Origin of the sequence: Sphingomonas sp. NPDC092440 (assembly GCF_044754985.1) — a bacterium.
In the GTDB taxonomy this organism is placed as follows: domain Bacteria; phylum Pseudomonadota; class Alphaproteobacteria; order Sphingomonadales; family Sphingomonadaceae; genus Sphingomonas.
Window position 1 is genome coordinate 1 of sequence record NZ_JBIVQA010000004.1, and the last position, 24,671, is coordinate 24,671.

A 24,671-nucleotide genomic window follows, 5' to 3' on the forward strand; every position below is an offset into this window, starting at 1 on the left:
GCTACCAGATACGACCGGCATGCCACAAACTACCTCGCTGCCATCGCTCTCGTAGCCCTTATCACCGCGTGGCTTAAATGAGTCCTCAACCTAGGGCGCGTAGCGGAACTGTGGCCTCGTACTTCGGACGCCACCTTGAGCGATTGTGAAAGAGAATGGGACGCGCGGCGTCGCCACGCGTCCCACCCGTTCAACCGGCCGTTTCGAGCGCGAGCCTTGCGGGCATCGGCGCATATCGCTCGAACGCCATGGTAAAGCTTGCCCGTCCCTGCGACAGGGAGCGGAGCGCGCCCACATAGTTGAACATCTCGCCGAGCGGGACCTCGGCGATCACCTCGTGCACCAACCCGGCCAGATCGGTGGACCGAAGCTGGCCGCGCCGGCTCTGCAGGTCGCCGATGACGCCGCCCAGATAGTCTCCGGGCGTCGCAACCACGACGCGCATTACCGGCTCGAGCAGTACCGGATTGGTCTTAGCGAAGCCGATCCGGAACGCCTCCCGCGCAGCGACCTCGAAGGCGAGCGCCGACGAGTCCTTCTCGTGGAAGGCGCCATCGAGCAGGATCGCCCTGATTCCGAGCACCGGATGTCCGCCCGGACCGCCATCCGCCAGCGCGGTTTCGATCGCCTTGGCGATGGCCGGGACATATTCCCTGGGAACAGCTCCCCCCACGCTCCGGTTCTCGAACACGAGCCCGCTCTCGCCCTCTCCCAACGGCTCGAACGCGATGCGGACCCGCGCCATCTGGCCCTGGCCGCCATTCTGCTTGCGCAGCAGATGGTCCACCTCGGCCCGACACGTCGCCGCCGTACGATAGGCGACCTGCGGTTCGCCGATCGTGGCATCGACGTTGAAGTCCGCCTTCAGCGTCTCAACCACGATCTTCAGATGTAGCTCGCCCATCCCGCGCACCAGCAGCTGCCCGGTCTCGCCGTCGATCGAGACGCGCAGCGACGGATCACCGCGCGCCATCATCGCCAGTGCCGGGCCGAGCCGGGTGCGGTCCTCGGCCGTACGCGGTTCGATCACGGCTTCGATCACCGGATCGGGGATCACAAAGCCGCTGAGCACGACCGGTTGGCCCGGATCGCTCAGCGTATCGCCCGCGCGCACCGATTTGAGCCCGACTGCTGCAACGACGTCTCCGGCCGTCGCCTCGGCGATCTCCTCCTGCGCATCGGCGTGCATCCGGATCAGCCGACCGATCCGCTCGGACTTGCCGGTCACTGTGTTGAGGACAGACATGCCGGGCACCAGTCGCCCCGAATAGACACGCAGGAATGCCAGCGTGCCGAACCGGCCCGCCTGCACTTTCGAGATCAACGCGGCCAGCGGCGCATCCGGGCTCGGCACCCGCAACACGGCCGCGCCCGAAGGCTCCATGCCCTCGACCGGCGGCCGATCCTCCGGTGCCGGTGCAAAGTCGACGATGGCCTCGAGTAACGGCTGCACGCCGATGTTGCGATAGGCCGAGCCGTACAGCAAAGGCGAGCATCGGCCCGCCAGGCATGCACGTCGAATGCCCACCCGTATCGCCTCCGCCGGCAGTGCCGCCGGATCATCGAGCCACGCGGCCAGCACTGCATCGTCGCACTCGGCCAGCGTTTCGAGCATGGCCTCGCGTGCCCGTGCCGCCGCCCCGTGAAGCTCCGGCGGAATGGCGGTCCGCTCTGGATCGGGATTGCCCCCGTCCCAGGTCAGCGCCTCCATCGCCACCAGATCGACGATGCCGCAGAAGGCGCCGCCGGAGACGATCGGTAGTTGCACCGGCAACGGGTTGGCCCCGAGCCGTTCGGCGATCATCGCCACTGCGCGTTCGGCATCGGTGCCCGGCTGGTCCATCTTGTTGATGAAGCATAGTCGCGGCACGCCGAACCGGCTGGCCTGGCGCCACACGGTTTCCGACTGAGCCTCGACCCCCGTGACGGCCGAAAACACAGCGACCGCACCGTCGAGCACGCGTAGCGAGCGTTCGACTTCGATCGTGAAGTCGACATGTCCCGGCGTGTCGATGATCGTGATCGAAGCGTCCCGCCATTCGCACGAAGTCGCCGCCGCCGAGATGGTGATCCCGTGCAGCTTCTCCAGCGCATGGCTGTCGGTTGTCGCGGTTCCGCTATGCACGTCGCCCGCCTTGTGGATACGGCCGGTGTTCAGCAGGATGCGTTCGGTCAGCGTGGTCTTGCCGGCATCGACATGCGCCATGATGCCGATATTGCGTAGTTTTCTGGTCATCGTTCTTCTCGCGATATGCGTGGGCGTGACCATGGGCCGCCAGAAGCAGGCGCACGCGATCGGCCCGCATTCGCAAGTCGAATGCAGGAAGAACGCAGCCGCGCGCAGGATCAGCGCCGGCTTTGCGCCGTTTTAACAAGCTCATGGTTTCGAAATCACCGGCAGCGCACCGCCGGAATTTTAGAGGGAGGCGCGCCCACGCGCCTCTACGGCAACGTCAGCGGCACTCCCGGTGCTGGCTATCGTCCGTCATCATCCACCTCTTGTTTGCCCGCGCCTTGCAGGCGGGCGCTCCGTTATTTGGAGACACCTTCCTTGTCAATGTCCGTCCGGCCAAACTCCCGGCCCCCGAAGGACGAGCCTTCGAGGACCGGGAGCCGGCGCCTCACGCTTTCACCCGGCGACTTCCGTCACCACGCCCGCCCCGACGGTCTTACCGCCCTCGCGGATGGCGAAGCGCACGCCCGGTTCGATGCCCACCGGCCGGGCCAGCTCGAAGCCGACTTCGACCTGCGCGCCCGGTTCAACCAGCGAACCGTCCGCGGTGTGGATCACACCGGTCACGTTGGTCACGCCGAAGAAGAATTGCGGGCGATACCCGCTGGCGAACGGCGTATGCCGCCCGCCTTCCTCCGCGGTGAGCACGAAGACTTGTGCCTTGCCGCTCGTGCGCGCCTTGATGGCGCCCTTCGCGCTCAGCACCTGCCCGCGCTCGACCTCGTCGCGCTTGAGACCGCGCAGAAGGAGCCCGACATTCATGCCGGCAAGCGCCTCCGGAATGTCCTTCCGGAAGGCCTGCGTGCCGGTCACGACCATCGCGGCGCCTTCATTGTCGACACCGACGATCTCCACCGTATCGCCGACGCGCACGATGCCACGCTCGACCCGGCCGGAAACGACCGTGCCGCGGCCCGGAATCGTGTGAACGCCTTCGATCGGCATCAGGAACGGGCTCTCGAAATCCCGGACCGGATCCGGAATATGTGCGTCGAGCGCCGCCACCAGATCGACAATGCCCTGGACGGCCGGATCGGCGAGATCGCCGCGCACCATCGCTTCCAGAGCGCCGAGCGCGCTGCCGAAGACGAACGGCGTATCGGCATAGTCCTGACGGGCGAGCAGATCGCCCGTCTCCAGCTCGATCAGCGCCATCATGTCCGCGCGGTCGCTTTCCGGAATCGCGTCCATCTTGTTCACGAACACGACCATGTGGCGGACATTCACCTGACGCGCGAGCAGGATATGCTCGATCGTCTGCTTCGCGGCGCCCTGAGTGGCGTCGACCAGCAGGATCGCGCCGTCCATCTGCGACGCGCCGGTGATCATGTTCTTCACATAATCGGCGTGACCCGGGCAATCGATGTGCGCGTAGTGCCGGGTGTCCGACTCATACTCGACATGACTGGTGTTGATGGTGATCCCGCGGGCTTTCTCCTCGGGCGCCTTGTCGATCTGATCGAACGCGAGAGCCTGGCCGCCGAGCCGGGCCGCCTGGACCTGGGTGATCGCGGCGGTCAGCGTCGTCTTGCCGTGGTCAACGTGACCGATCGTTCCGACATTCACATGCTTCTTCATTGTCTCCACTCACTTTAGGGCGCCGCCTGAACCGGGATGGCCAGTCCCGATCCAGGCGGCCATTGGCATTGGCGCGCCAATTCGGTGATGGGCCGCGAGGAGCAGCCCGAAAGCAAAAGAGCCCGCCGGTGGGGGCCGGCGGGCTCTCGTGGTTTTCGAGTGTCCGGGGTCCCCTTGGCGGCCCCGGCGGATGTGCCTGGGGCGTCAGCTCGCAAATCGCCATGCGTCATCGCCGCGCGGCGAGGTGCGCAGGTCGATGGCGGCGATATTCAGCATCGTGCGGGTCATTGCCCTGTTCCTTGTCCGTCGGCGCAGATGCGCCAAATAAAAAACCCTGGAGGCTCGGGCCTTCCAGGGTCATCGGACACATGGGAGGCCGTTCGCCTCCTCGAAATCGAGAGGCGGATCAGAAGTCGATATAGTACAGCGATACGCCGGCATTTGCCGTCGCGTTCAGCGCTGCCTTGTTCCGCCCCATGATCATCATGCTCTTCCGTTTGAAACGCGGCGGGCACCTAGCAGTGGCGGTTCTCGATTGCAAGCGTCCGCCGCTGCTCGAGCGGTAGCTTTTGGGGTCGCCAGCACTCGAGTTGAATGACCGCGATTAGGGCGCGTAGCAGCCAGGTCGAAAGCGGCCCAATCCGATTGTGGACGGGCCGCTCCGCTTCAGATTTCGGTTCGCTCGGCAAGGATAAGGGCATCGCCGGCGAGGATTCCTTCGATTTGCGCGCGCGTCCTCGGAATGAATTCAAGATTGGGCAAGAGCTCGGCCCGATGCGCCCAGAGATCGGCGCCATTATGGATCGGCGGCCGCAGATCGTCGCGCAGACCGGCTTCGTGCGCTGCGACGTCGTCGGCGGCACTCGCATTGCGTGCGACAACCTAGGATTCGGCAATGTCGCCATTGGCATCGAGTTCGAGCAGATCGAGCGCCAGTTCGCGAGACTGCCAGAGCGCGTCGGAGGCAAGGCTGACGCCGAGACCTTTGAGCAGATGGGCAAGGCCAAGCGCCTTGGCTGGACTACCGACCGAGATTGGAGCCGCGGCCGGCATCCTGTATTCGAGGCCCCCAGGGTCCAGGCCATCGGCCTCCGCCAGCACCCGACTGAGCGGCGCGCGCTTGTTGAGCGTCTTCGCTATCGTGACGGCGAAAGGAACCGATGCCGTCTCCCTGGACGAGATCAGCGCCGTCGTCGCCTACAAACTCGATGAGATCACGACCGATCTGGTCTGCTGCGACATCGTGACGGGCGTAGGCGATGGCGAGCAGATACGCACCATCCACGAAGAGTTGCCCGGCTTCGACTTGGCAATGGCGCGTCTCGAAGCCCTGCCGGCCTTCAACCAGATGTGGCGCGATGACGTGATCCTTCCGTCCTTCGCCACCAACCGCAAGACCGTCTACAGTCGCACCGTCGCCTAAGCCATTCTCAAACGGACTCTAAGCCGTCTCGATGTGCGAATTCATCCATTGCAGCTCGAACTTCTGCGCCCATTCGCGCAGCACCGCATAGTAGTGCGCGCGCTCCGTCGTCACGTCGGCCAGGCTGCTTTCCAGCTCGCCTTGGGTGTCAGCGTTCACGAAGGCAATGATCCGCACCTTGTCTCCGTCGTCGATTTGCAGGACGTGACTTCCGTCATCGAAGGCGGCATCCCCGTCCGGCGCCCAGATCAGCGCATTGGCATAGAGTAGCGCATCGATTTCCTGCTTCCACTCGGGGGGGAGCACCGGCTCGGAAAACCCCCGGTCGTAAATGTGATTCACGACGTGGATGGCAAGATCCCTCGCATCGATGCGTGAGGCGAAGGTGAGCACATGCTCGCCTTCGCGGCGCAACCGCGACAGCACTTCGCTATAGGAGCTACCCATGGCGCAAGCCCGGGGGTCTTCGACGCCATATCGTTTTCCGCCGGCATGGATCAGAAAATAGCCGATGCCCATCTGGCTGCGCGACGCGATAAATTCGTCGACATAGGATTCTATCGCCAACGCGGTGCGGTCACCCGTAAGAATTCTAGTCGTCATAGGTTGGCAAAATGCTTGATAACTTCATTGGGAACATTCCTCATCTGGATGGGGTTCGCGCCTCCCGTCGAGCCATTCCAATGGGTCTGCCCGTTGCTCGGCCGCGAGAACCGATGGTACACGCCATCGGCATCCTTGGTCCACCGCACGCCGCTTTTGTCCTCGTAGGACCGGGCATACAGTTCCCGCACATTCTTGGGCTCGGGGCTGGAGGAATTGGGATGATGCTTCGGGTTGGTGGTGCGCTCCGGCCTGCCGTCGTCATCATCGGGCGGCGGCGCAGCGGCCGCAGTGGCGCTGTGCTTAGGCGTGACCTTCTTTTCGTGAGTGAAGGACGGCGGCTTCATCTGCGACGCAAGCCATAGGCCGCCGACCAGATTGATCGTGGCGGCCAGGGCCAATTCCCCGCAAACCACGATCTCCACCGGTTCGCCCACGACCGCGCCGACGCACTCGCCCGATGGATCGCGGCCATTCAGCGGATCGTTTCCGACATAGGCATACAGGTTTATCTGGTCGCCATAGCCAATGGGATCCGTCTGCATGAACCGGCCAAGGGTCGGCGAATACATGCGCGCCTTGTAGTAATAGAGGCCCAGCTCGGGCAGCCAGGCCTGGCCGGTATATTGGAACCGGCCGAGATTGGCCGCGCCGGGGATGCCATATTCGTCATAGGTGTTGATGCTCACCGAGGTGCCGCTCATGTCGATGACGGCGTCGATCGAGCCTTCATGGTCGCTGTACAGATAGCGCGGGCTCGACAAGCCCGACCCCTCGAACCAGAGTTGAGGATCGTCCTCGCCTTCGCCATGGGCGTAGCGGCGGAGCATCGTCCCGGCCCCGTCATATTCGGCTACCAGCTGGTCACCGTCATACAGGAACTGCGTGACCGCGCCGCCCCTGGCCACCTGCCACAGCCGCCCGAGCGGATCGTAGCTCAACACTGCGCCGTTGGAGGACGAGGTCAGGTGGTTTTCGGCATCATAGCCATAGGCATAGATGCTGTCCGAGGTGAGATTGCCGTTCGGATCATAGCCAAACGTCACGGCCCCCGCCTGGCCATATTGGTTGAGGCCATTCACGGTGTAGGCGCGGCTCAGCGGCGTGTATCCGGTCCAGGCGTAGGCGTCGTTGTTCCGCAGATTTCCGACGATCTGGCTGGCGGGATTATAGGCGAGACTGGTGGCGACGTTATAGCCGGGTGCGCCGAAGCTGTGGGTCTGGGATGAAAGCCTGGACGCCCCATCATACCCATAGGTGGTGGGCGCACTCCATGCGGAGCCGCTGTAACGATAAAGGCGTGACATCTGCCCGGCGGCGTTGAACTGCGGGCGGAGCAGCAGCGTGGAATTGTTGAGTGCGACATGATCGAGCCGCCCCAGGCCGTCACGGACATAATCGACCTGATTGCCGTCGGGCCAGGTCATCCTGGTCCAGTCCCCGCCAGCGTCGTAGCCATGGCCGATGGTGCGGCTATAGCCCCCCATGGTCGATGTCGTAAGGGTGACCTGGCCGAGGCCGTCATAGCTGTTGTAGATGCCCTGCCCGCTGGCATTGAACACGGCCGAGGTCTGATAGCCCAGCAGGTTGTAGCCAAAGCTGGTCGCGGCTGCCGCACCGCCCTTCGCCGTCATGCGATTGAGCGCGTCATAGTCGAAGGTGATCAGGCTGCCGTCACGCTTCCTCAGGCTCTTGCGGTTGCCGTTTGCGTCATAGCCATAGGCTTCGTAATCGCTCGTGTTGATCGAGCCCGCGCTGGACAGGGCCGTCACGACGGTCGATGCGTTGAAGGCGGTCGGAGCATTCGGCCCCGGGAATATCCAGCGCTCGGCGCGGCCGAAGCCATCATATTCCATCTTCGCGCGGTTTCCGTTCGCGTCGATGATATATTCCTGCTTGCCGCCGGGCGTATAGCTGTACGTGACGTAAGCCTGTTCGAGCGTCGTACCGAAACCCCTGCGAGTCTGGACGAGATTTCCATCGCCGTCATAGATGCTCTTCGTGATCCGATCGGTGCCGAAGCTCCCGACCGGGCCCAGGGTACAGGCATCCGCCGGCAGCGACGCATAGCCATCCGGGTTCATCCGCTCCGCGATGCAGGACAGCCAGCCATTGCTGTCATAACTATATTGCGTGGCTGTCAGCGCATTGCCGGCCGCGTCCTGCTTGTAGTCGATCGCCTTGCGCTCGTCGGATCCGAATACCGTCCGCGTCGAAGTCAGCGGGACGAAGGCCTGCCATGCAGCATCGTCCTGACCGGTGGTCGTGCCGGTTTCCGACAATTGCAGCTTGCCAAAGCTGGTATAGGAAAGCCGTTTGGCGAACGCGCGCACGACGCCGTCCTGATCGGCGGCGGGCGGCCGGATTTCGCCGATGCGCTGGCGCGCGGCATCATATAGATAGCGCGTGGTATCAGCCGGCCCCGGCAGGGGGCCGTCCTCGGAGATCTTGTTGCCTATCGCGTCATAGGCGAACGACGTGGCCTTGAGGACGGTGCCGTTGCCGAGCGAGACGGTCTCGCTGGTAACCAGGAGGTTGGCGTTGTACGCATAGTCCGTCCGCACTTCGTCTGCGGTCCCAAAGCAGTTCGCGATGCTCTGGCAGGCCGATTTCGTCGCCAGCATGCTCACACCGTTCACGCGGACATAGCTGAACCGGGATTCCGGACGTACGCCATGGGCATCGGCCGGCCCGAGAATGCGCGTCGCCTGGCCGGTGACCGCGTCATATTCGAAGTCCGTAACGCCGCCGCGCGGGTCGATGTTCTGCACGGGCTTGTTGCAGGTCGCGACCGACATGCAACTCGCCGGATACACCGCAGTGTAGACGATATCCCCAGGCGTGCCGGGCGTCTTGGAGATATGGCGAGCCTCCAGGAGATTCCCTCTGCCGTCATAGCTATACGTCCAGCGGTCGCCATCCGGGTTCTGCCGGGAGATCATCCTGTTATAGGCATCGTATGAGAACGAAGTCTTGGCCCCACTCGAGTCGGTGACCGAGTATAGGGTTCCGGTAGACCAGCTGCCTATATAGACCTTATGATATCCATTGGCGCCAGTTACCGTCGTCGTTCTTACAACATTCCAGGGGTTACTACTGTAAGTTCCATTATCCAGAACATCGGAATAAGTGTATTCATACTTACTATTGCCAATGATTACCGACTTGGCTTTACCGGACAATGTATCCAGCACGTTGACGGTACTCGTGACGTAGTATGTTCCCCATTGGCAGACAACCACAGAGGGGCTCGACTGCCCCGGATGCACCACAGCCAGGTACATCATCTTATTCATGTCATCCAGGCTCGTCCTGTCACAGTAATTCTCGGGATGAGCTATGTAGAACCGATTGCGCCTTCCCAGCGAATCGGTAATATTGATGGTATCGTTATAGCCGCTTGAATCGACATCGATATTGACGTCATAGCCGAGGCCGGGCCTGGTTGGCGTGATGCCACACAAGTTGTTGCATGAATCCACGGTAGAATTCACCATGGTCACAACCTGATTTATACCGGGGCCCTCAAAGTTACTAATATTTGGTGGCACACCATTTTGATTTAACCAGTTGAATATGACCTTATAATTTGCAGAATTCTCGATCTTATCGTGACGATATTCGTAGCCGACCAGTTCTCCACACGTATTAACGCCATTTTTGCTGTGAAGTTGCATGGGGTTGCATAGTGGGATCTTGGTGTAGGTGTATTTCTTCTGGAACCCGTCCGGCCTGGTCACATCCGTCACGACACCGAGCATCTCGTGCCCCGTTGGGGAGGACGAGAACGCGTGCACGACCGTGCCGTCGCGCGCGGTGTAGGTATAGAAAGTCGTGCCGTCCGGCTGGCGCGGCGAGAGCGTCAGGCTGGAGCCATTGTGACCTGCCGAGACATAGGTCGTCGGTATGGGATCGCCATATTCATATGCCGGGGACGGCACGAACGCATCGAGCTTGCCGTCGACTCCGATGCCGATCGTGCCGAGCGGGTCAGGCTGCATCTGATATATGCCGGTGTGGCTGATCAGGTTCATGCCCATGGCGGGAAGCAGGCTGGCCCCGCCCAACCGCTTGTCGGCAAATCCGTGCTCATCATCGCCGATGCTGACGTTCGTCTCCGGATGCGAATATGTTCCGCGGATGACATCGACGCCGTTCTCGTCGATATTATACGTCTTGGGCGGCAATCCCATACTGTCGCTGGACTGGGCGCGCACGGCAGTGGGCAAAGCGATCAGCCCGAGCACGAGAGCGTGCATGGAGATGAAAGCCCGGTAGAAGCGCTTCCCACGAAATGAGAAGCTGGACCCAGGCGATACGTTGACCGGCATGGTTCTTCCTATTCTATTTGCCTGAGATTGATTGGCGCAGCCGTTCGATCACGCGCGTAAGGCTCGCGCGTCGCGCGTAGAATCAATAGATGGAGATGGTCCCGGAGCTTATCTGGTTGTAGGTTCCCCAGATCCAGATGCCAGATTTACCGTTCACCATGTACATTGCCGATGATCGCGTCAGCAGGCCGATGCCGGGAACGTAGATGGACGTCCATCCTGAATTGGGTGGGGGCGCGGATGGCCCCGCCATGTAAAGGTCAAGCTCACCACTCTGATACTTTACCATCTGCACGGTATTTCCGTTGAAGTTGGTGTTGCTCAGCGCGCCCATCGACCAGCCGGGATAATAGCCAAACCAGTCGGTGCAGCCATTATCATCGCAGGTACCGAAACTCCCACTGGTCAAGGTGGCGGACCAGAGCGCAGGCTGGGTGGGGGTGGGCGTCGGCGTAGGGACAGGTGTGGGCGTCGGCGTGGGCGTCGGCGTCCCTATGGGCGCGCCGCCGGACCCGCAGGGCACAACGCCGACTCCGGTCGAATATTGCGTCCGATTTCCGGCGGCATCGAAGCACGTCGCCGTGTTGATGCCGGCATCCGGCCCGCCGGTGATCGATACTCCGATCAGGCGACCAAGCGCATCATATGTGTATGTATGATTATCCGCAGAGGATGTCGCAGGCGCCACTTCGAGCAACGCCATCACGCAACAAGATACCAGAAGACGATGCTTGTTCAAAATACCCCCTCTTCTGTCAGGTCGCTTCAGCATGACCCATGAGGCGCACGGATCACCCCGCCCTGAAAGAGCCGGGTACGAAATGACCGTTCCGGGCAAACATGCCCCATAAGAATTCTATCGAAAGCGAGCATGACGAAGCGGCGACCGACTCCCCAGAGGCTCGTCGTGCCCGTCAAGAATATTATGATGTTACGGCGCCCCAATTTCCGTGAATCAAGGACTAGGTCGCGTTCATTACAGTTCTGAGACGATAATGAATAAAATCCGATATATCATCTATTTATTACCTAGAATGAACTAAGCATTACGACAATGCTTCATGCTACCTAGCCAAGGCAACGCCGGACAGTGGACTGCCCGCGATGACTGGTCCGGCTTCATAGTTAGGCCGTGAGCCCATAAACGACCGCTTTTGGTGCGAGGGGGCTGAACGCCGGAATACTCCCGAGCGAAGGGCGGGAGCGATTATGGATGACAATGGAAAGTGCCAGCCACGCGAATGCGACCAGGAACGCGATCTTGCGCGGTGCGCCGACCTCGCCGTCGGGAATGACCAGCAATCGGCACAGACCGCCGAGCCACGCAGGACATCCGGCTTAGGCCAGCGCCTCGGTTGACCGATCTCTATCTTCCGCTGGCGACCGCTCGGAGCTTCTCAAACGCTCATCGAGTTGCTCGAGTGCTCGCATTGGACGCATTTGTGGTGTCGAACAGCGTCAAGGTTTTGCTCGACGAGCTTTGGCCTGACCGCAGCGAACCATTCAACGTCGCAGCAAACCGCCACCTGCGGGCCCACGGGCTCGTCCGCTTTAGGGATGTCCGAAATGTAACCGAAGGACGGGAACGTCCTTGCTATCACTATTCTCTCGCGGATTTTCTTGAGAGGCACCATCTAATTAGCGGCCCCTCAACATCACCTGACGCCGATGAACTGATCGCCAATCGCCGGCGCTCGAAATCTCCACCTGAACGAATGGTGGTTGGGCCGCGGTTCATCGCAACTTGAAAGCGTCGCGCGCCACGCGCCACGCGCCACCTCGAAGAAAATCTGCGCTGCACGCCTTTTGCTTCGAGCGAGCTATTACGCATTAACTTGGACAAGTTTTCGTAAATCCCGTCCGAGAGAGCGGACAAATTATGCCCGTTGGCTGGACAAATTTGAAAACGCTCATCGGCTCCTCACACGAAAGGGGGAGCCGGTCCGATTGGACAAATTGTGCTCCTGCTTACAGGACTGTAAGCAGGAGCACAATTTGTCCGACTCCCGGGCATAAAAGTCCAATTCCGGATCACAAGTTGTCCGAAACACACAGCGAGAGCCACAAAAATGGCCAGCGCCGCCATCGGTCCAGTAAGGGTGCGGTTTTATCTTGGTCGCTTCATTCGATGAACCTGAACGAAGGGCCGGATCAGGGCAAGGAGCGCTTACGCTTCAATGACTGACCTTGGGCCGTCTTCTGCCTGCCTGGTATCAGACGCAGGATCGCGAAAAGCCGACATTCGAGCGGACCAATGATCGGTCAGCGGTCGCCAACAAAGCCGACGTTCACCTGTCATGATCTGCTCCCTGAAACCGGCCGTTCATTAATCCGCTCAGCCCGGGTTTGCATCGTCTTGCTCGGCATTGTTGGCGCGGATACCTGCCTGGATTCTCCACCCGGCCCGGGCATCGCCGCCGTATCGGCCCCGAGCCCGGGAAATCGCTCTTTACAAAAGCGGCATGATCGCGATCATTCGCACATGGCGTGACGGGAGTTCTGTCGATGCGCATCCTGGCGTTGTCGCTGCTATCTACGCTTTCCTGTGCATCGCCCGTCTTCGCGCAAACTTCCGAACCGCTGGGGCTGGACTATCGCTCGGCGCAGGACAGGCTGCTCCAGCGCTCCGACGCGATCGAGGCCGCCGCCGCCAATCTGCGCGGCAAGGAAGCGCAGGAAGGCGCCACCCGCACGCTCGGCCGGCCGGACGTGGACGTCGAGGCGCAGCTGCTCGAATATCAGAAGACGCTCTATCTGCCGCTCGGATCGCTGGCGCCGGTGGCGGAATCCTTTGGCATCCGCGATCCGCTGAAGTTCCGGCAGGAGCGGACGAGCGCCCGGCCGATCGTCACCGCCACCCTGCCCTTCTATACCGGCGGCCAGATCTCCGGGACCCGGGCCGGCGCCCGCGCCCAGGTGGCCCAGGCCAAGGCCGATCGCGACCTCGCGGTGGACAATGCGCTCGTCCAGCTGGTGCAGGCCTATTATGGCCAGCAGCTCGCCGAGCGGGCATTGGGCATCCGCCGCGACGTGCTCGACGGGCTCAACCGCCATGTCGCCGACGCAGCGAAGCTCGAACAGGCGCGCTTCATCAGCCGCGCGCAGCGCCTGCAGGCGGAAGTGGCGCGCGACGACGCCGCGCGCGAATATGAAAAGGCGATATCCGACCTGGGCACCGCCAATGCCGCGCTCGCCGGCATGCTCCGCGCGCCGGCCGGCGTGCATCCGCTCAGCCCGCTCGGCGTCAATTCGCAGCCGCTGGAGCCGCTCGAGAGCTTCAAGGCCGCCGCGCTCTATGCCCATCCCCAGCTCGCCCGGCTGCAGGCGCTGGAGGATCAGGCGCGCGCCGGGGTGACGCTCCAGCAATCGAAGCTGCGGCCGACCATCTATGGCTTCGGCCAGTATAATTTCGACACGCGCAATTCGCTGCTCACCGATCCGGACTGGTCGGTGGGCGTCGGCCTGAAATACAAGCTCATGTCGGGCGCCGGCCGCCAGCAGCAGGTGGAGGCCGCCCGCGCGACAGTGGCGCAGGCCGAGGCCGGCCTGCGCGAGGCGCGCACCCAGCTCGAGATCGGCGTGACCAAGGCCTGGGGCGAGACGGAGGCGGCGCGCAGGCGCTTCCTGCTGCTCGACAGCGCGCTTGCCTCGGCCACCGAGAATCTGCGGCTGCAGACGCTCTCGTTCCGCGAGCAGCAGGTCACGTCGCTCGACGTGATCGACGCGCAGCTCGGGCTCGGCCGCGCCCGCGTCCAGCGCGCTCAGGCGGCCAACGACTATGTCCAGGCGCTCGCCCAGCTGCTCAGCCTGAGCGGCCAGATGGCCCGCATGCCCGATTATCTCGCCCGGGCCGACAAGGTGATCCCATGACCGATACCGCGATCGAGGACGAAGCCCCCGCGCCGACGCCCGCTCCCGCCCCTGCCAGGCGCTTTCCCGTCGCGCCGGTCGCCGGGCTGGTGGTGGCCGTGCTGCTCGCGCTCGGCCTGTGGCTGGCCTATCGCCCCGCGCCGGACCAGATCCAGGGCATGGTCGATGCGCGCGAGATGCGGATCACCAGCAAGGTCACCGGCCGCATCGGCGCCTTCCATGTCGAGGAGGGGCAGCCGGTAAAGGCCGGGCAATTGCTCTACACGCTCGACAGCCCGGAAGTCGCCGCCAAGTCGGAACAGGCGGGCGGGGCGCTGGCGGCGGCGCAGGCGGTGGAGAGCAAGGCGGACGAAGGCGCCCGGCCGGAGGATATCCGCGCGGCCGAGGCGCAGTGGCGCCGGGCACAGGCGGCCGCCGAGCTGGCCCGCACCACTTCCGCGCGCACCCAGCGGCTCTACGAGCAGGGCGTGATCGCCGGGCAGAAGGCGGACGAGGCGCGAACCAACGCAGTCGCTTCCGCCGAACAGGCCAAGGCCGCGCGCGCGCAATATGATCTCGCGCTGGCCGGGGCGCGGCGGCAGGACAAGGCGGCGGCGACCGGCCAGGTGCAGCAGGCGCGCGGCGCAGTGGCGGAAGTGCAGGCTGCCGCCGACGAGACGCGAGTGACGGCGCCGGCCGATGGCGAGGTCGGCAAGCGGCTGGCCCAGCCGGGCGAGCTGGTGCCGCAGGGCTTCCCGGTGTTCATGCTGACCGACACCGCCCATCCCTGGGTGACGCTCAACGTGCGCGAGGACCAGCTGCGCGGGCTGGCGCGCGGCAAGGAGCTGGCGGGCACGATCCCCGCCTTGGCCAACAAGCGGGCGCGCTTCCGCGTGATCTACACCGCGCCGGCCGGCGACTTCGCCACCTGGCGCGCGACCCGGCAATCGACCGGGTTCGACATCAAGAGCTTCGAGGTGCGCGTGGTGCCGGTCGCGCCGGTCGAGGGGCTGCGGCCGGGCATGACCGTGCTGTTCGGCTGGCCGGCCTGACCGGCATGGCGGGCGCCTTCGGCAGTGCGCTGCGGCGGGAGGTGCGGTTCCTGGCCTCGAATTTCTGGGATCTCGCGCTGGTCTCGTGGGTGCCCCTGCTGCTGATGGCGGTGGTGGCGATCCAGCTGTCCTCGGGCGTGATGCGCGGCCTGCCGATCGCGGTGGTCGACCAGGACGACAGCGCCGTCTCGCGCGAACTGACCCGGCGGCTGGACGCGGCGCCGGGCCTGCGGGTCGCGGCGCGGCCGGGGGACATGCGCGCGGCGGAGCGGCTGGTGCGCTCGAACCGCGCCTATGCCGTGGTGCTGATCCCGGCCGGCAGCGAGCGCGCGGTGCTGCGCGGCGCCACGGCCAGCATCACCACTTTCTACAATGCCAGCTATTCCACTGCGTCCGGCGCGGCGCTGCGCGAGGCAGGCAATGTCGTGCAGGGCCTGGCCGCGACGCTCGCCGCCACCCAGACCGCCGCCACGCTGGGCCCCGGCAAGGTCCGCCGCCCGCCGGTCGCAGTGCAGAGCGCGGTGCTGTTCAATCCGCAGGGCAGCTATGAGCTGCAGCTGGTCGCGCTGATCCATCCCGCGCTGCTCCACCTGATCTTCATGGTCGCGGTGGCCAGCGCGCTCGGCCGCGAGCTGCGCGACGGCACGATCGGCGCATGGATCGGCGGCGAGCCCCCGCTGCGCGCCGCCGCCGCCGTGGCGGGCAAGCTCGCGCCCTATCTCGCGATCTTCACCGGCTGGGGGCTGCTGGCGATCGGCTATGTCGCCGGGCTGCGCGGCTGGCCGGTGGCGGGAAGCGTGGCGATGCTGCTCGCCGGCTATGTCGCCATGTACCTCGCCTATGTCGGCGTGACGCTGCTGGTCGTCGGGCTGACGCTGACGATGGGCAAGGCGCTGTCGGTCGCCGGCCTCTATGCCGGCGCCTCCTTCGCCTTTGCCGGCGCGATCTTCCCGATCGAATCGGCGTCCGGCTTCGCGCGGCTGTGGAGCGCGCTGCTGCCCTATTCGGCCTTCGCCAAGCTGCTGGCCGAGCAATGGATCATGGGCGCGCCGGCCGCCCAGTCGCTATGGCAGCTGCTGGCGATGCTCGCTTTCCTGCTGGTCGGCGCCGGCATCGGGCTGCCGCGCTACCTGGCGGCGGCGCGGCGCCCGGAAAGCTGGGGCCGGCGATGATCGGCCGCGCCTTCCGCGCCACCTTCCGCGCGATCTTCGCCGACAGCTCGGCGCTGATGCTGCTGATCGGATCGTGCATCCTCTACGCTTTCTTCTATCCCTCGGCCTATTCGGGCGAGGTGCCGGTGCGGATGCCGATCGCGGTGGTCGACATGGACCATAGCGGGACCAGCCGCGCGCTGGAGAACCGGCTCGGCGCCGTGCAGCAGGCCGAGCTGGTCGCGCGCCCGGCTTCCCCTGCCGCCGCGCTGCGCCTGCTCCAGGAGCGGCGGGTGAGCGCCATCGTCGTGATCCCCGAAGGCTTCGAGCGGCGCATCCTTTCCGGCGGCCAGGGCGTGGTCGCGCTCTACGGCAACGGCGCTTATCTCCTGCGCACCTCGACGGCACTGGCCGGCGTCGGCGCGGCGCTGGGCGCGGCCGGGCGCGACGCCGCGATCGACCAGGCAATGGCGCAAGGCGCGCCCGCGCCGCCCCCGCTCGCGATGATCCAGCGCCCGCTGTTCAATACCCGCGAAGGCTATGGCAGCACGATCTTCCCGGGCGTTGCCTTTCTGATCATCCAGCAGACCCTGCTCATCGGCCTCGCCATGCTCGCCGCGACGATGCGCGAGCAGCAGGGCACGCCGGGCGTCGCGCTCCGCAGCCTGCTCGGCATCGCGCTCGCCTTCTTCGTCATCGGCTGCGCGAACATCGCCTGGTTCACCGGCTTCGTCTTCTGGTTCCAGGACTATCCGCGCGCGCAGGCCGATCCGGCCGCCCTGCTCGTCTCCGCCACCCTGTTCGTGGCGGCGACGGTGGCCGGAGCCCTGGCGCTCGGCAGCTTCTTCCGCACGCGCGAGCGGCCCATCCAGCTCTGGATCGTCACTTCCGTCCCGATCTTCTTCCTTTCCGGCCTGTCCTGGCCGGCGGAGGCGACGCCGCACTGGCTGACCCTCATCGCCCGGCTGCTGCCGACGACGCCGGGTATCCGCCTGATGGTCGGCATCAACCAGATGGGCGCGACGCTGGCCGAGCAATGGGCCGAGCTCCTCAACCTTGCCCTGCTCACGCTGCTCTATGGCGGCATCGCGGCCTGGCGCTACCGGATCCGCGAGGCCTCGCGAATATCTGCTATTGCAAGTTAATAGCATTAATTTTAACGCAGCTCCATAGCATTCGAACGGGGGCCGCCATGCGATTTGCCAAACTCACGCTGCTGGGCGCGCTCGGTGCGCTGGTGCTGGGCACCGCGGCCCAGGCGCACATGCCCTATCTGCTCCCGACTCTGTTCGACGTCGGCACGGGCGATCACGTCACCGTCACCACCTCGTTCGGCGAGGACGCGTTCGTGCCGGAGATCGGCATGAAGGACGCGCCGTTCCACCTGATCCGGCCGGACGGCACGCGCGGCGAAGTCGGCAAGCCGACCTATCTGCGCGACCTCACCGTCTTCGAGGCCGATCTCCCGGCCATGGGCACCTATCGCCTCACCACCGGCCAGCGGCTCGGCCGCAAGGGCAGGATGTACCAGGCGGGCGGCAAGTGGATCATCGCCGGCGAGGACGGCGCCGCGCCCGCCGGCGCGCGCGAAGTCGATGTGCAGAGCACCACGCTGGCCGAAGCCTATGTCACGCGCGGCGCGGCGAGCGCCGGGGCATTGCGGCCGATCGGCACCGCGCTGGAGATCCAGCCGCTCATCCATCCGGCGGAGATCGCCGCGGGCAGCGACGCCAGGTTCCGCCTGCTGTTCGACGGCAAGCCGCTCGCCGACACCGAAGTCACGCTGTTCCGCGCCGCGGGCAATTATGACGGCAGGAAGATCGCCGCGACGGTCCGGTCGGACGCGCGGGGCGGCTTCACCCTGCGCCCCGGCGATGCCGGCCTCTACCTGATCCTGGTCCGCCACCGCACGGCGGCGCCGGCCGGATCGGAAACCCCCTATCGCAGCTATACCTACACGCTGGCCTTCGACGCGGCCTGAGCGGCTCGTCGCCGCCCAACCACGATATGGCGCAGTATCGGCTCGGCGGTGTGGATTTGTCCGGCGATCGGCGGCAGGCCTCCTCCCGGGCAAGACGAGGCGAGTCAAATGGGGGCAAGGTTCGAGTGGGGGATGGCATTTGCCGTTGCGGCAATGCTGCTTTCGCCCTGCGCGATTTCCCATGCGAACGCACCCGGCCTGGCGCGCGCCGCCGCGATCGCCACCGGCGAGGCCAGCTATTATGCCGATCGTTTCGCCGGCAGGCGCACCGCGAGCGGCGAAGCCTATGACCCCAGCGACTTCACCGCCGCGCACCGCAGCCTGCCCTTCGGCACGCGCGTGCGCGTCACCGATATCGGCAGCGGGCGCAGCGTGGTCGTGCGGATCAACGATCGCGGCCCCTGGGACAAGGGCCGGCTGATCGACATTTCCCGCGCGGCCGCGAACGAGATCGGCCTTGCCCGCCGGGGCCGGGGCACCGTTTCGCTCGCGCTGGCCGAAGAGGAAGAGGCCGAAGCCGGCCAGGACTAACGAAACGCCCAGCGCAGCGTGCGCGCCACCCCGCGCGTGCCGATGCGCAGCGCGGGCGTCGCCAGGCCCGCGCCGGAAAGGCCATGCATCGTCCGCGCCCAGCCGGGCAGCAGGTCCACCGCCGCGCCGAAGGTGAGCGCCTGCACCGGCGCCACCGCCAGATTGGGCGCCGGCTGATCAAGCACCATGCGCGCCACTTCGCGGGTGCGCGCATCGACCAGCAGCTCGGGCCGCATCGCCGCGATCAGCGCGTCCGCCTCCGCCCGGCTGCGCGGAATCGGATCGGTGCCCAGCGCCTCGGCGATCCGCGCGAAATCGGCGAAATAGCTGTCCTGGTCGGCCATCGGCATGCCCGGTTCGGCATAGCGGATCCAGGCATCGAGGAAGCTCACCGCTTCGGTCACATGCACCCAGGCGAGCAGGCGCGGATCGTCCGCGGCATAGGGCGTGCCGTCGGGCAGCACGCCCTTCACCCGGGTGTGCACGTCGCGCACCCTGGCGATCGCCGCGCCCGCCTCTTCCGCCGAGCCATAGGTGGTCACCGCGATGAACCGGGCCGTGCGCCGCAGCCGCCCCAGCATGTCGCCACGAAAGGCGGAATGATCCCATACCCCCGCCAGCACCGCCGGATGGAGCATCTGGAGCAGCAGCGCCGCGACGCCGCCCACCATCATGGTGGTGACGTCGCCATGCACGCGCCACACCACCGATCGGGGCCCGAACAGGCTCTCCTCGGGCTTGCGCCGGACCGGCTTCTCGCCCCGGGCCTGATCGTTGAACACGGCGCGCACCTGGCCGATCAGCGCGCCACGCAGCTTTTTCGCGATGCCGTCGGCAGGGTTCATGGCTCCCAAGCTAGGGACTAACAGCTTTCCCGCAACCGCCCGTTTTCGCGGGAGCGCCACGCTGATAGGATGTCATGACGTCATCGCATGGGGTGAGTCTTGCTCCGATCGAAGCGCATAAAAGCACTGTCCCTCGCCATCGCCACCGGCCTGCTCGCCACCGCCGGCGCCGCCCAGATGCAGCCGATCAACGACGGCACCGTGATGGCCTCGGTCGAGCGGCTAAGGCCCGGCCAGTATATCTGGGTGCCCGAGATCGCACCGGCCGGCCCGATGCTGGTGGTGGTCAACATCGCCACCCAGCGCGTGGTCGCCTATCGCAACGGCGTGCCGATCGCCGTCTCCACCATCTCGACGGGCAAGGCCGGCCATCGCACGCCCACCGGCGTCTTCACCATCCTGCAAAAGGCGAAATGGCACCGTTCGAGCAAATATTCGAACGCGCCGATGCCCTTCATGCAGCGCCTCACCTGGTACGGCATCGCCCTCCATGCCGGGAACCTGCCGGGCTATCCCGCCTCGCATGGCTGCATCCGCCTGCCGCACGAATTCGCCCGGCTGCTGTTCGAGCAGACCGATCTCGGCATGACCGTGATCGTCACCAACCAGGCTCCGGCGCTGCGCGTCGGCACCGATCCGGTGTCGCCAGCCCTCCCCGCCGGCCCGGCGGTGTGGCGACCCGAGCTTGCGCGCGCCGGCCCGGTATCGATCGTGGTGAGCGGCGCGGACCGGCGGATGGTGGTGCTGCGCGGCGGCGTCGAGATCGGCTCGGCACCGGTGGCGTTCGACGGGGTGATCGACCGGGTCCAGGCCTATGTGCTGCAGGACGTGGTTGCCGGCGACTATCGCTGGCAAAGGCTGGCGCTGCCGGGCGAGGGCCGCGCCGCCGCCGGCCTCGCCGCGCCGGATGCCGGGCGCTTCCAGGGCAGCGATCCCTTCCGCCGCGCGCTTGCCGGCGTGGTGGGGCCCGGCACCACCCTGGTGGTGATTCCCGATTCGCTCGGCCTGGGCAGCGATCTCGCGCGGCCCGCCGCCGCCGCGCCGGAAGCGCTGATCGAGAATGATCCCGGCGTCGCCGGATGGCTGGAAGACGACGAAGTCACCACGCGCTGAGCCGGAAAGCGAAACTAAACGCGCGCCCAAGCGCTTTCGCATTGACCCCGTAACATTTCGCAGTGCAGCAACGCGCCCCATGGCTAGCCTCGCGATCGCAAATAACGAGGATGTTCGCTTCCTCGGTCGGCTCCTCGGCAACGTAATCCGTGCCTATGGCGGCGAGGAGCTGTTCAAGCGCATCGAATATATCCGCTCCACCTCGGTCGATCGCGCGCGCGGCGTCGCGGGGGCAGGCGCGGTGGATCGCGGGCTCGACCGGCTGACGCTGGACGAGACGCTCGATTTCACGCGCGGCTTCATGCTCTTCTCGATGCTCGCCAACCTGGCCGAGGATCGCCAGGGCGTGGAGACCGAGAAGGACGCCGACATCGCCTCGGCGCTCCGGCGGCTGGAGGGCGAGGGCATCGGCCGCGACGCGGTGATGGCGCTGCTCGACCAGGCGCTGGTCGCCCCGGTGCTCACCGCGCACCCCACCGAAGTGCGCCGCAAGTCGATGATCGACCACAAGAACCGCATCGCCGAGCTGATGCTGCTGCGCGATCGCGGCGTGGCCGAGACCGAGGATGGCGACCAGGTGGAGGAAGCGATCCTGCGCCAGATCGCCCTGCTCTGGCAGACCCGGGTGCTGCGCCGCGAGAAGCTGGGCGTCGCCGACGAGGTGGAGACCGCGCTCTCCTATCTGCGCGACATCTTCCTGCCGGTCCTCCCGGCGCTCTATGCCCGCTGGGACCGGGCGCTGGGCGGCCGCGCGCCTTCCTTCCTGCGCCCCGGCAGCTGGATCGGCGGCGACCGCGACGGCAATCCGTTCGTGACCGCCGATTCGCTGCAGTTCGCGCTCGCCCGCGCCGCGGAGGCGGTGCTCGGCTATTATCTCGACGCGGTCCATGCGCTGGGCGCCGAACTCTCGATCTCGACCGAGCATGTCCAGGTCAGCGAAGCGTTGCTCAAGCTCGCCGAGGCCAGCCATGACGAGGCCAGGAGCCGCGCCGACGAGCCTTATCGCCGCGCGATCACCGGCATCTATGCCCGGCTCGCCGCCACCCATCAGAAGCTCACGGGCAAGGCCCCGCCGCGCCCCGCCGCGCTCGCCGCCGAGCCCTATGCCAATCCGGGCGAGTTCCGCGAGGAGCTGGTGACGATCGCCCATGCGCTGGCGGACGAAGGCGATGGACCATTGGCCACCGGCGGCGCGCTGGGCCGGCTGATCCGCGCGGTGGAGACGTTCGGCTTCCACCTCGCCACGCTCGACATGCGCCAGAACAGCGCAGTGCACGAGCGCGTCATCGCGGAACTGCTCAAGGCGGGCGGCGTGACCGAGGATTATGCGTCGCTCCCCGAAGAGAAGCGCGTCGAGATCCTCCGCAGGGAACTGGCCAGCGCCCGCCCGCTCACCAGCCCCTATGCCGAATATTCGGAGGAGACGGCGTCCGAGCTCGCCATCGTCCGCGCCGCAGCCCAGGCCCATGCCCGATATGGGCGCCAGTGCATCACCCATTATATCGTCTCGATGTCGCAATCGGTGTCGGACCTGCTCGAGGTGCACATCCTGCTGAAGGAAGCCGGGCTCTACATCCCGGGCGACGCGCCCCAGGCGCACATCATGGCGATCCCGCTGTTCGAGACGATCGGCGATCTCGAGGGCGCGCCGGCGATCATGGAAGCCTGGCTCGGCCTGCCCGAAGTCGCGGCGATCGCAGCGAAGCGCGGGCATCAGGAAGTGATGATCGGCTATTCCGATTCGAACAAGGACGGCGGCTACCTCACCTCGACCTGGCAGCTCTCGCGCGGATCGACGGCGCTGAAGCCGGTGTTCGAGAAGGCGGGCCTGGGCATGCAGCTGTTCCATGGCCGCGGCGGCGCGGTGGGGCGCGGCGGCGGCTCGAGCTTCGCAGCGATCCTCGCCCAGCCCAAGGGCACGGTGCAGGGCCGCATCCGCGTGACCGAGCAGGGCGAGATCATCGCCGCGAAATACGGCACGCGCGAAAGCGCGCGCACCAATCTCGAAGCGATGGCCTCCGCCACGCTGCTCGCCAGCCTCGAGCCCGAGAAGCTGGGCAAGGCCGATGCGACGCGCTTCGCCGCGGCCATGGACCAGCTCTCGGACAATGCGTTCAGGGCCTATCGCGGACTGGTCTACGAGACCGAAGGCTTTCGCGGCTTCTTCCGCCAGGCGACGCCGATCGCCGAGATCGCCGGCCTGAAGATCGGCTCGCGCCCGGCGAGCCGGAAACAGTCCGACGCGATCGAGGACCTGCGCGCCATTCCCTGGGTATTCAGCTGGGCGCAGGCGCGAATCATGCTGCCGGGCTGGTACGGCGTGGGCCAGGCGCTGGAAGCGTTCGCGGACAAGGGCCTGCTGCGCGAGATGGCGACGGCCTGGCCGCTCTTCGCCTCGACCCTGGCGAACATGGAGCAGGTGCTGGCCAAGTCCGACATGGAGATCGCCGCCCATTATGCCGCGCTGGTCGAGGATGCCGGCCTGCGCGACGCGATCTTCGGCCGGATCCGCGAGGGGTGGCAGAAGACGCATGACGGGCTGCTCCAGGCCACCCGGCAGACGCGGCTGCTGGAGAAGCATCCGGGGCTGGAGACGTCGATCCGCCTGCGCCTGCCCTATATCGAGCCGCTGAACCTGCTGCAGATCGAGCTGCTCAAGCGCCACCGCGCGGGCGAGGACGATCCCCGGATCGGCGAAGGCATCCTGCTCTCGATCAACGCGATCGCCACGGCGCTGCGCAACAGCGGGTAGTTTCAATTCCTCCCTCGGAGCGCAGCTCCGGGGGAGGGGGACCGCCGCCGCAGGCGGTGGTGGAGGGCGCGCGCCCTCTCGATAGCGCGTTCCCCCTCCACCATTTGCTGCGCAAATGGTCCCCCTCCCCCGCTTCGCGAGGGAGGATTTTTCAGGAAAGGAACGGCGCCGCCACTTCCGCCGGCACGCGGATCAGGCGCTGAGTCGCGCGGTCGAGGATCGCCCAGGTCGTCCTGGCCTCGACGCGGACCTTCCCGTCCGCGCCGGTGAACTTCATGTGCCGGTCGAAGCGCGCGCCGCGCGGCGGCTCGGCGACCCAGGTCTCGACGGTGACCGTCTCGCCTTCGGTCACGTTGCCGCGATAGTCGATCTCGTGCCGGGTCACGACCCAGATATAGGCATCCCGGTGCGCGGGCGCGGCGACCGCATGCCAATGCGCCACCGCCACGTCCTGGATCCACTTCACCCACACCGCATTGTTGACGTGCCCGAGCTCGTCGATGTCCTCGGGTCCGGCGGTGATCGTCGCAGTATAGCTCGCCATGCGTCCTTCCAGCTTAACCAATCTCGGAAGCGCAGTCTTCACCGCGCTCGGCTAGCCTCGCATCATGATCCCGCGCCATCCCTCCCGGATCTTCCGCAGCCGCTGGGCCGCCCTGCTCTGGGCCGCGGGCGTGCTCTTCACCGCCGTCACCTTCATCGGCTTCGGCGACAAGGAAAGCCATCAGGCCGCCACCATGATCGAGGACGCGACCGGCACGAACGTCAGCAACAGCGACCTGGCGGTGCTCGAGAATTTCGTCAACGGATGACCGTGCAGGCGATCGGCGGCCGGCCGGGCGCTTCGAACGACATGGCGTCGCCCTTGCCCTCGAAGGTCGTGCTTCCGTCCGAATAGCGGACGCCGGAGGCCATGCGCTGCTGCGGCAGCACAAGGGTCCGCCCGTCGCGGGTGACGGTCGCAATGTCCTTCTCCGTATCGAAGCGCGCGACGATGCGCACGCCGTCCATGCAGCGGAAGCGCACGGCGGCGCGATCATCGGCAACCGGCGCTTTGTCGACCGGCGCAGGCGAGGCGTCGTCGGTGATATTGGTGGCCTCCGCCTGCACGACGTTGCGCTCGGCGGCGGGCTGCGGGCTGGAGCAGGCGCCGAGCGCGAGCAGGGCAGTCAGGGTCAGGCGCATCGGGATTCCTCTTTCGTCCGGGAACGTAACGAATAGCCCGATGC

At 65.7% G+C, this 24,671-nt stretch carries 19 protein-coding genes; 10 read left to right on the forward strand and 9 right to left on the reverse strand.

Annotated elements, in window-relative coordinates:
• Window positions 1–190: 190 nt before the first annotated feature.
• The 3 genes from fusA to ACIQCS_RS07720 all read right to left on the reverse strand — a co-directional run bounded on the left by fusA (window position 191) and on the right by ACIQCS_RS07720 (window position 4,864).
• Window positions 191–2,236 (reverse strand): elongation factor G, encoded by a 2,046-nt coding sequence (fusA, locus tag ACIQCS_RS07710; RefSeq protein ID WP_401530522.1) that lies wholly within the window; start codon window positions 2,234–2,236, stop codon window positions 191–193.
• A gap of 393 nt (window positions 2,237–2,629) precedes the next feature.
• Window positions 2,630–3,811, reverse strand: coding sequence for an elongation factor Tu (gene tuf, locus ACIQCS_RS07715; protein WP_345849808.1), 1,182 nt, complete (start codon window positions 3,809–3,811; stop codon window positions 2,630–2,632).
• 882 nt (window positions 3,812–4,693) lie between these two features.
• Window positions 4,694–4,864 (reverse strand): hypothetical protein, encoded by a 171-nt coding sequence (locus ACIQCS_RS07720; RefSeq protein ID WP_401530524.1) that lies wholly within the window; start codon window positions 4,862–4,864, stop codon window positions 4,694–4,696.
• A gap of 70 nt (window positions 4,865–4,934) precedes the next feature.
• Between ACIQCS_RS07720 and ACIQCS_RS07725 the strand changes: the two genes are divergently transcribed.
• Window positions 4,935–5,234, forward strand: coding sequence for a hypothetical protein (locus ACIQCS_RS07725; protein WP_345849806.1), 300 nt, complete (start codon window positions 4,935–4,937; stop codon window positions 5,232–5,234).
• Between the two features lie 18 nt (window positions 5,235–5,252).
• Here the strand turns inward: ACIQCS_RS07725 and ACIQCS_RS07730 are convergent, their stop codons facing one another.
• From ACIQCS_RS07730 to ACIQCS_RS07740, 3 genes are all read right to left on the reverse strand, one after another.
• The gene (locus ACIQCS_RS07730; protein ID WP_345849805.1) at window positions 5,253–5,837 is read right to left on the reverse strand and encodes a hypothetical protein; all 585 of its coding nucleotides are present in this window, start codon (window positions 5,835–5,837) and stop codon (window positions 5,253–5,255) included.
• Window positions 5,834–10,168, reverse strand: coding sequence for an RHS repeat-associated core domain-containing protein (locus tag ACIQCS_RS07735; RefSeq protein ID WP_345849804.1), 4,335 nt, complete (start codon window positions 10,166–10,168; stop codon window positions 5,834–5,836). Before ACIQCS_RS07735 ends, ACIQCS_RS07730 begins: the two co-directional genes overlap by 4 nt.
• An 82-nt stretch (window positions 10,169–10,250) precedes the next feature.
• Window positions 10,251–10,907 (reverse strand): hypothetical protein, encoded by a 657-nt coding sequence (locus ACIQCS_RS07740; protein WP_401530527.1) that lies wholly within the window; start codon window positions 10,905–10,907, stop codon window positions 10,251–10,253.
• A 1,766-nt stretch (window positions 10,908–12,673) separates the two neighbouring features.
• Here ACIQCS_RS07740 and ACIQCS_RS07745 point away from each other — a divergent pair.
• The 6 genes from ACIQCS_RS07745 (at window position 12,674) to ACIQCS_RS07770 (ending at window position 18,732) form a co-directional block, all read left to right on the forward strand.
• On the forward strand, window positions 12,674–14,038 hold the full coding sequence (locus ACIQCS_RS07745; protein ID WP_345849802.1) for a TolC family protein: 1,365 nt from the start codon (window positions 12,674–12,676) through the stop codon (window positions 14,036–14,038).
• Window positions 14,035–15,069, forward strand: coding sequence for an efflux RND transporter periplasmic adaptor subunit (locus ACIQCS_RS07750; RefSeq protein WP_345849801.1), 1,035 nt, complete (start codon window positions 14,035–14,037; stop codon window positions 15,067–15,069). Before ACIQCS_RS07745 ends, ACIQCS_RS07750 begins: the two co-directional genes overlap by 4 nt.
• Before the next feature lie 5 nt (window positions 15,070–15,074).
• The gene (locus tag ACIQCS_RS07755) at window positions 15,075–16,241 is read left to right on the forward strand and encodes an ABC transporter permease (RefSeq protein ID WP_345849800.1); all 1,167 of its coding nucleotides are present in this window, start codon (window positions 15,075–15,077) and stop codon (window positions 16,239–16,241) included.
• A complete protein-coding gene (locus ACIQCS_RS07760) occupies window positions 16,238–17,365 on the forward strand; it encodes an ABC transporter permease (RefSeq protein ID WP_345849799.1) in 1,128 nt (375 codons plus the stop codon). The genes ACIQCS_RS07755 and ACIQCS_RS07760 overlap by 4 nt, the downstream gene beginning before the upstream one ends.
• A 47-nt stretch (window positions 17,366–17,412) precedes the next feature.
• Complete coding sequence (locus ACIQCS_RS07765; protein WP_345849798.1) at window positions 17,413–18,201, forward strand: DUF4198 domain-containing protein; 789 nt, start codon at window positions 17,413–17,415, stop codon at window positions 18,199–18,201.
• Window positions 18,202–18,333: 132 nt separating this feature from the next.
• A complete protein-coding gene (locus tag ACIQCS_RS07770) occupies window positions 18,334–18,732 on the forward strand; it encodes a septal ring lytic transglycosylase RlpA family protein (protein ID WP_345849797.1) in 399 nt (132 codons plus the stop codon).
• On the opposite strand, the gene ACIQCS_RS07775 is transcribed toward ACIQCS_RS07770, so the two are convergent.
• A complete protein-coding gene (locus ACIQCS_RS07775; protein WP_345849796.1) occupies window positions 18,729–19,577 on the reverse strand; it encodes an oxygenase MpaB family protein in 849 nt (282 codons plus the stop codon). The genes ACIQCS_RS07770 and ACIQCS_RS07775 overlap by 4 nt on opposite strands.
• A gap of 99 nt (window positions 19,578–19,676) precedes the next feature.
• Here ACIQCS_RS07775 and ACIQCS_RS07780 point away from each other — a divergent pair, with 99 nt between their 5' ends.
• A complete protein-coding gene (locus ACIQCS_RS07780) occupies window positions 19,677–20,690 on the forward strand; it encodes a L,D-transpeptidase (RefSeq protein ID WP_345849795.1) in 1,014 nt (337 codons plus the stop codon).
• Between the two features lie 79 nt (window positions 20,691–20,769).
• Window positions 20,770–23,442 (forward strand): phosphoenolpyruvate carboxylase, encoded by a 2,673-nt coding sequence (gene ppc, locus ACIQCS_RS07785; protein WP_345849794.1) that lies wholly within the window; start codon window positions 20,770–20,772, stop codon window positions 23,440–23,442.
• 151 nt (window positions 23,443–23,593) lie between these two features.
• On the opposite strand, the gene ACIQCS_RS07790 is transcribed toward ppc, so the two are convergent.
• Complete coding sequence (locus ACIQCS_RS07790; RefSeq protein ID WP_345849793.1) at window positions 23,594–23,986, reverse strand: acyl-CoA thioesterase; 393 nt, start codon at window positions 23,984–23,986, stop codon at window positions 23,594–23,596.
• A gap of 64 nt (window positions 23,987–24,050) precedes the next feature.
• On the opposite strand from ACIQCS_RS07790, the gene ACIQCS_RS07795 reads away from it, so the two are divergent.
• Entirely contained in the window at window positions 24,051–24,254 is a 204-nt protein-coding gene (locus tag ACIQCS_RS07795) for a hypothetical protein (protein ID WP_345849792.1), read from the forward strand.
• Here ACIQCS_RS07795 and ACIQCS_RS07800 read toward each other — a convergent pair.
• On the reverse strand, window positions 24,244–24,627 hold the full coding sequence (locus ACIQCS_RS07800; protein WP_345849791.1) for an MliC family protein: 384 nt from the start codon (window positions 24,625–24,627) through the stop codon (window positions 24,244–24,246). The two genes, ACIQCS_RS07795 and ACIQCS_RS07800, sit on opposite strands and share 11 nt — an antisense overlap.
• Between the last annotated feature and the right edge of the window lie 44 nt (window positions 24,628–24,671).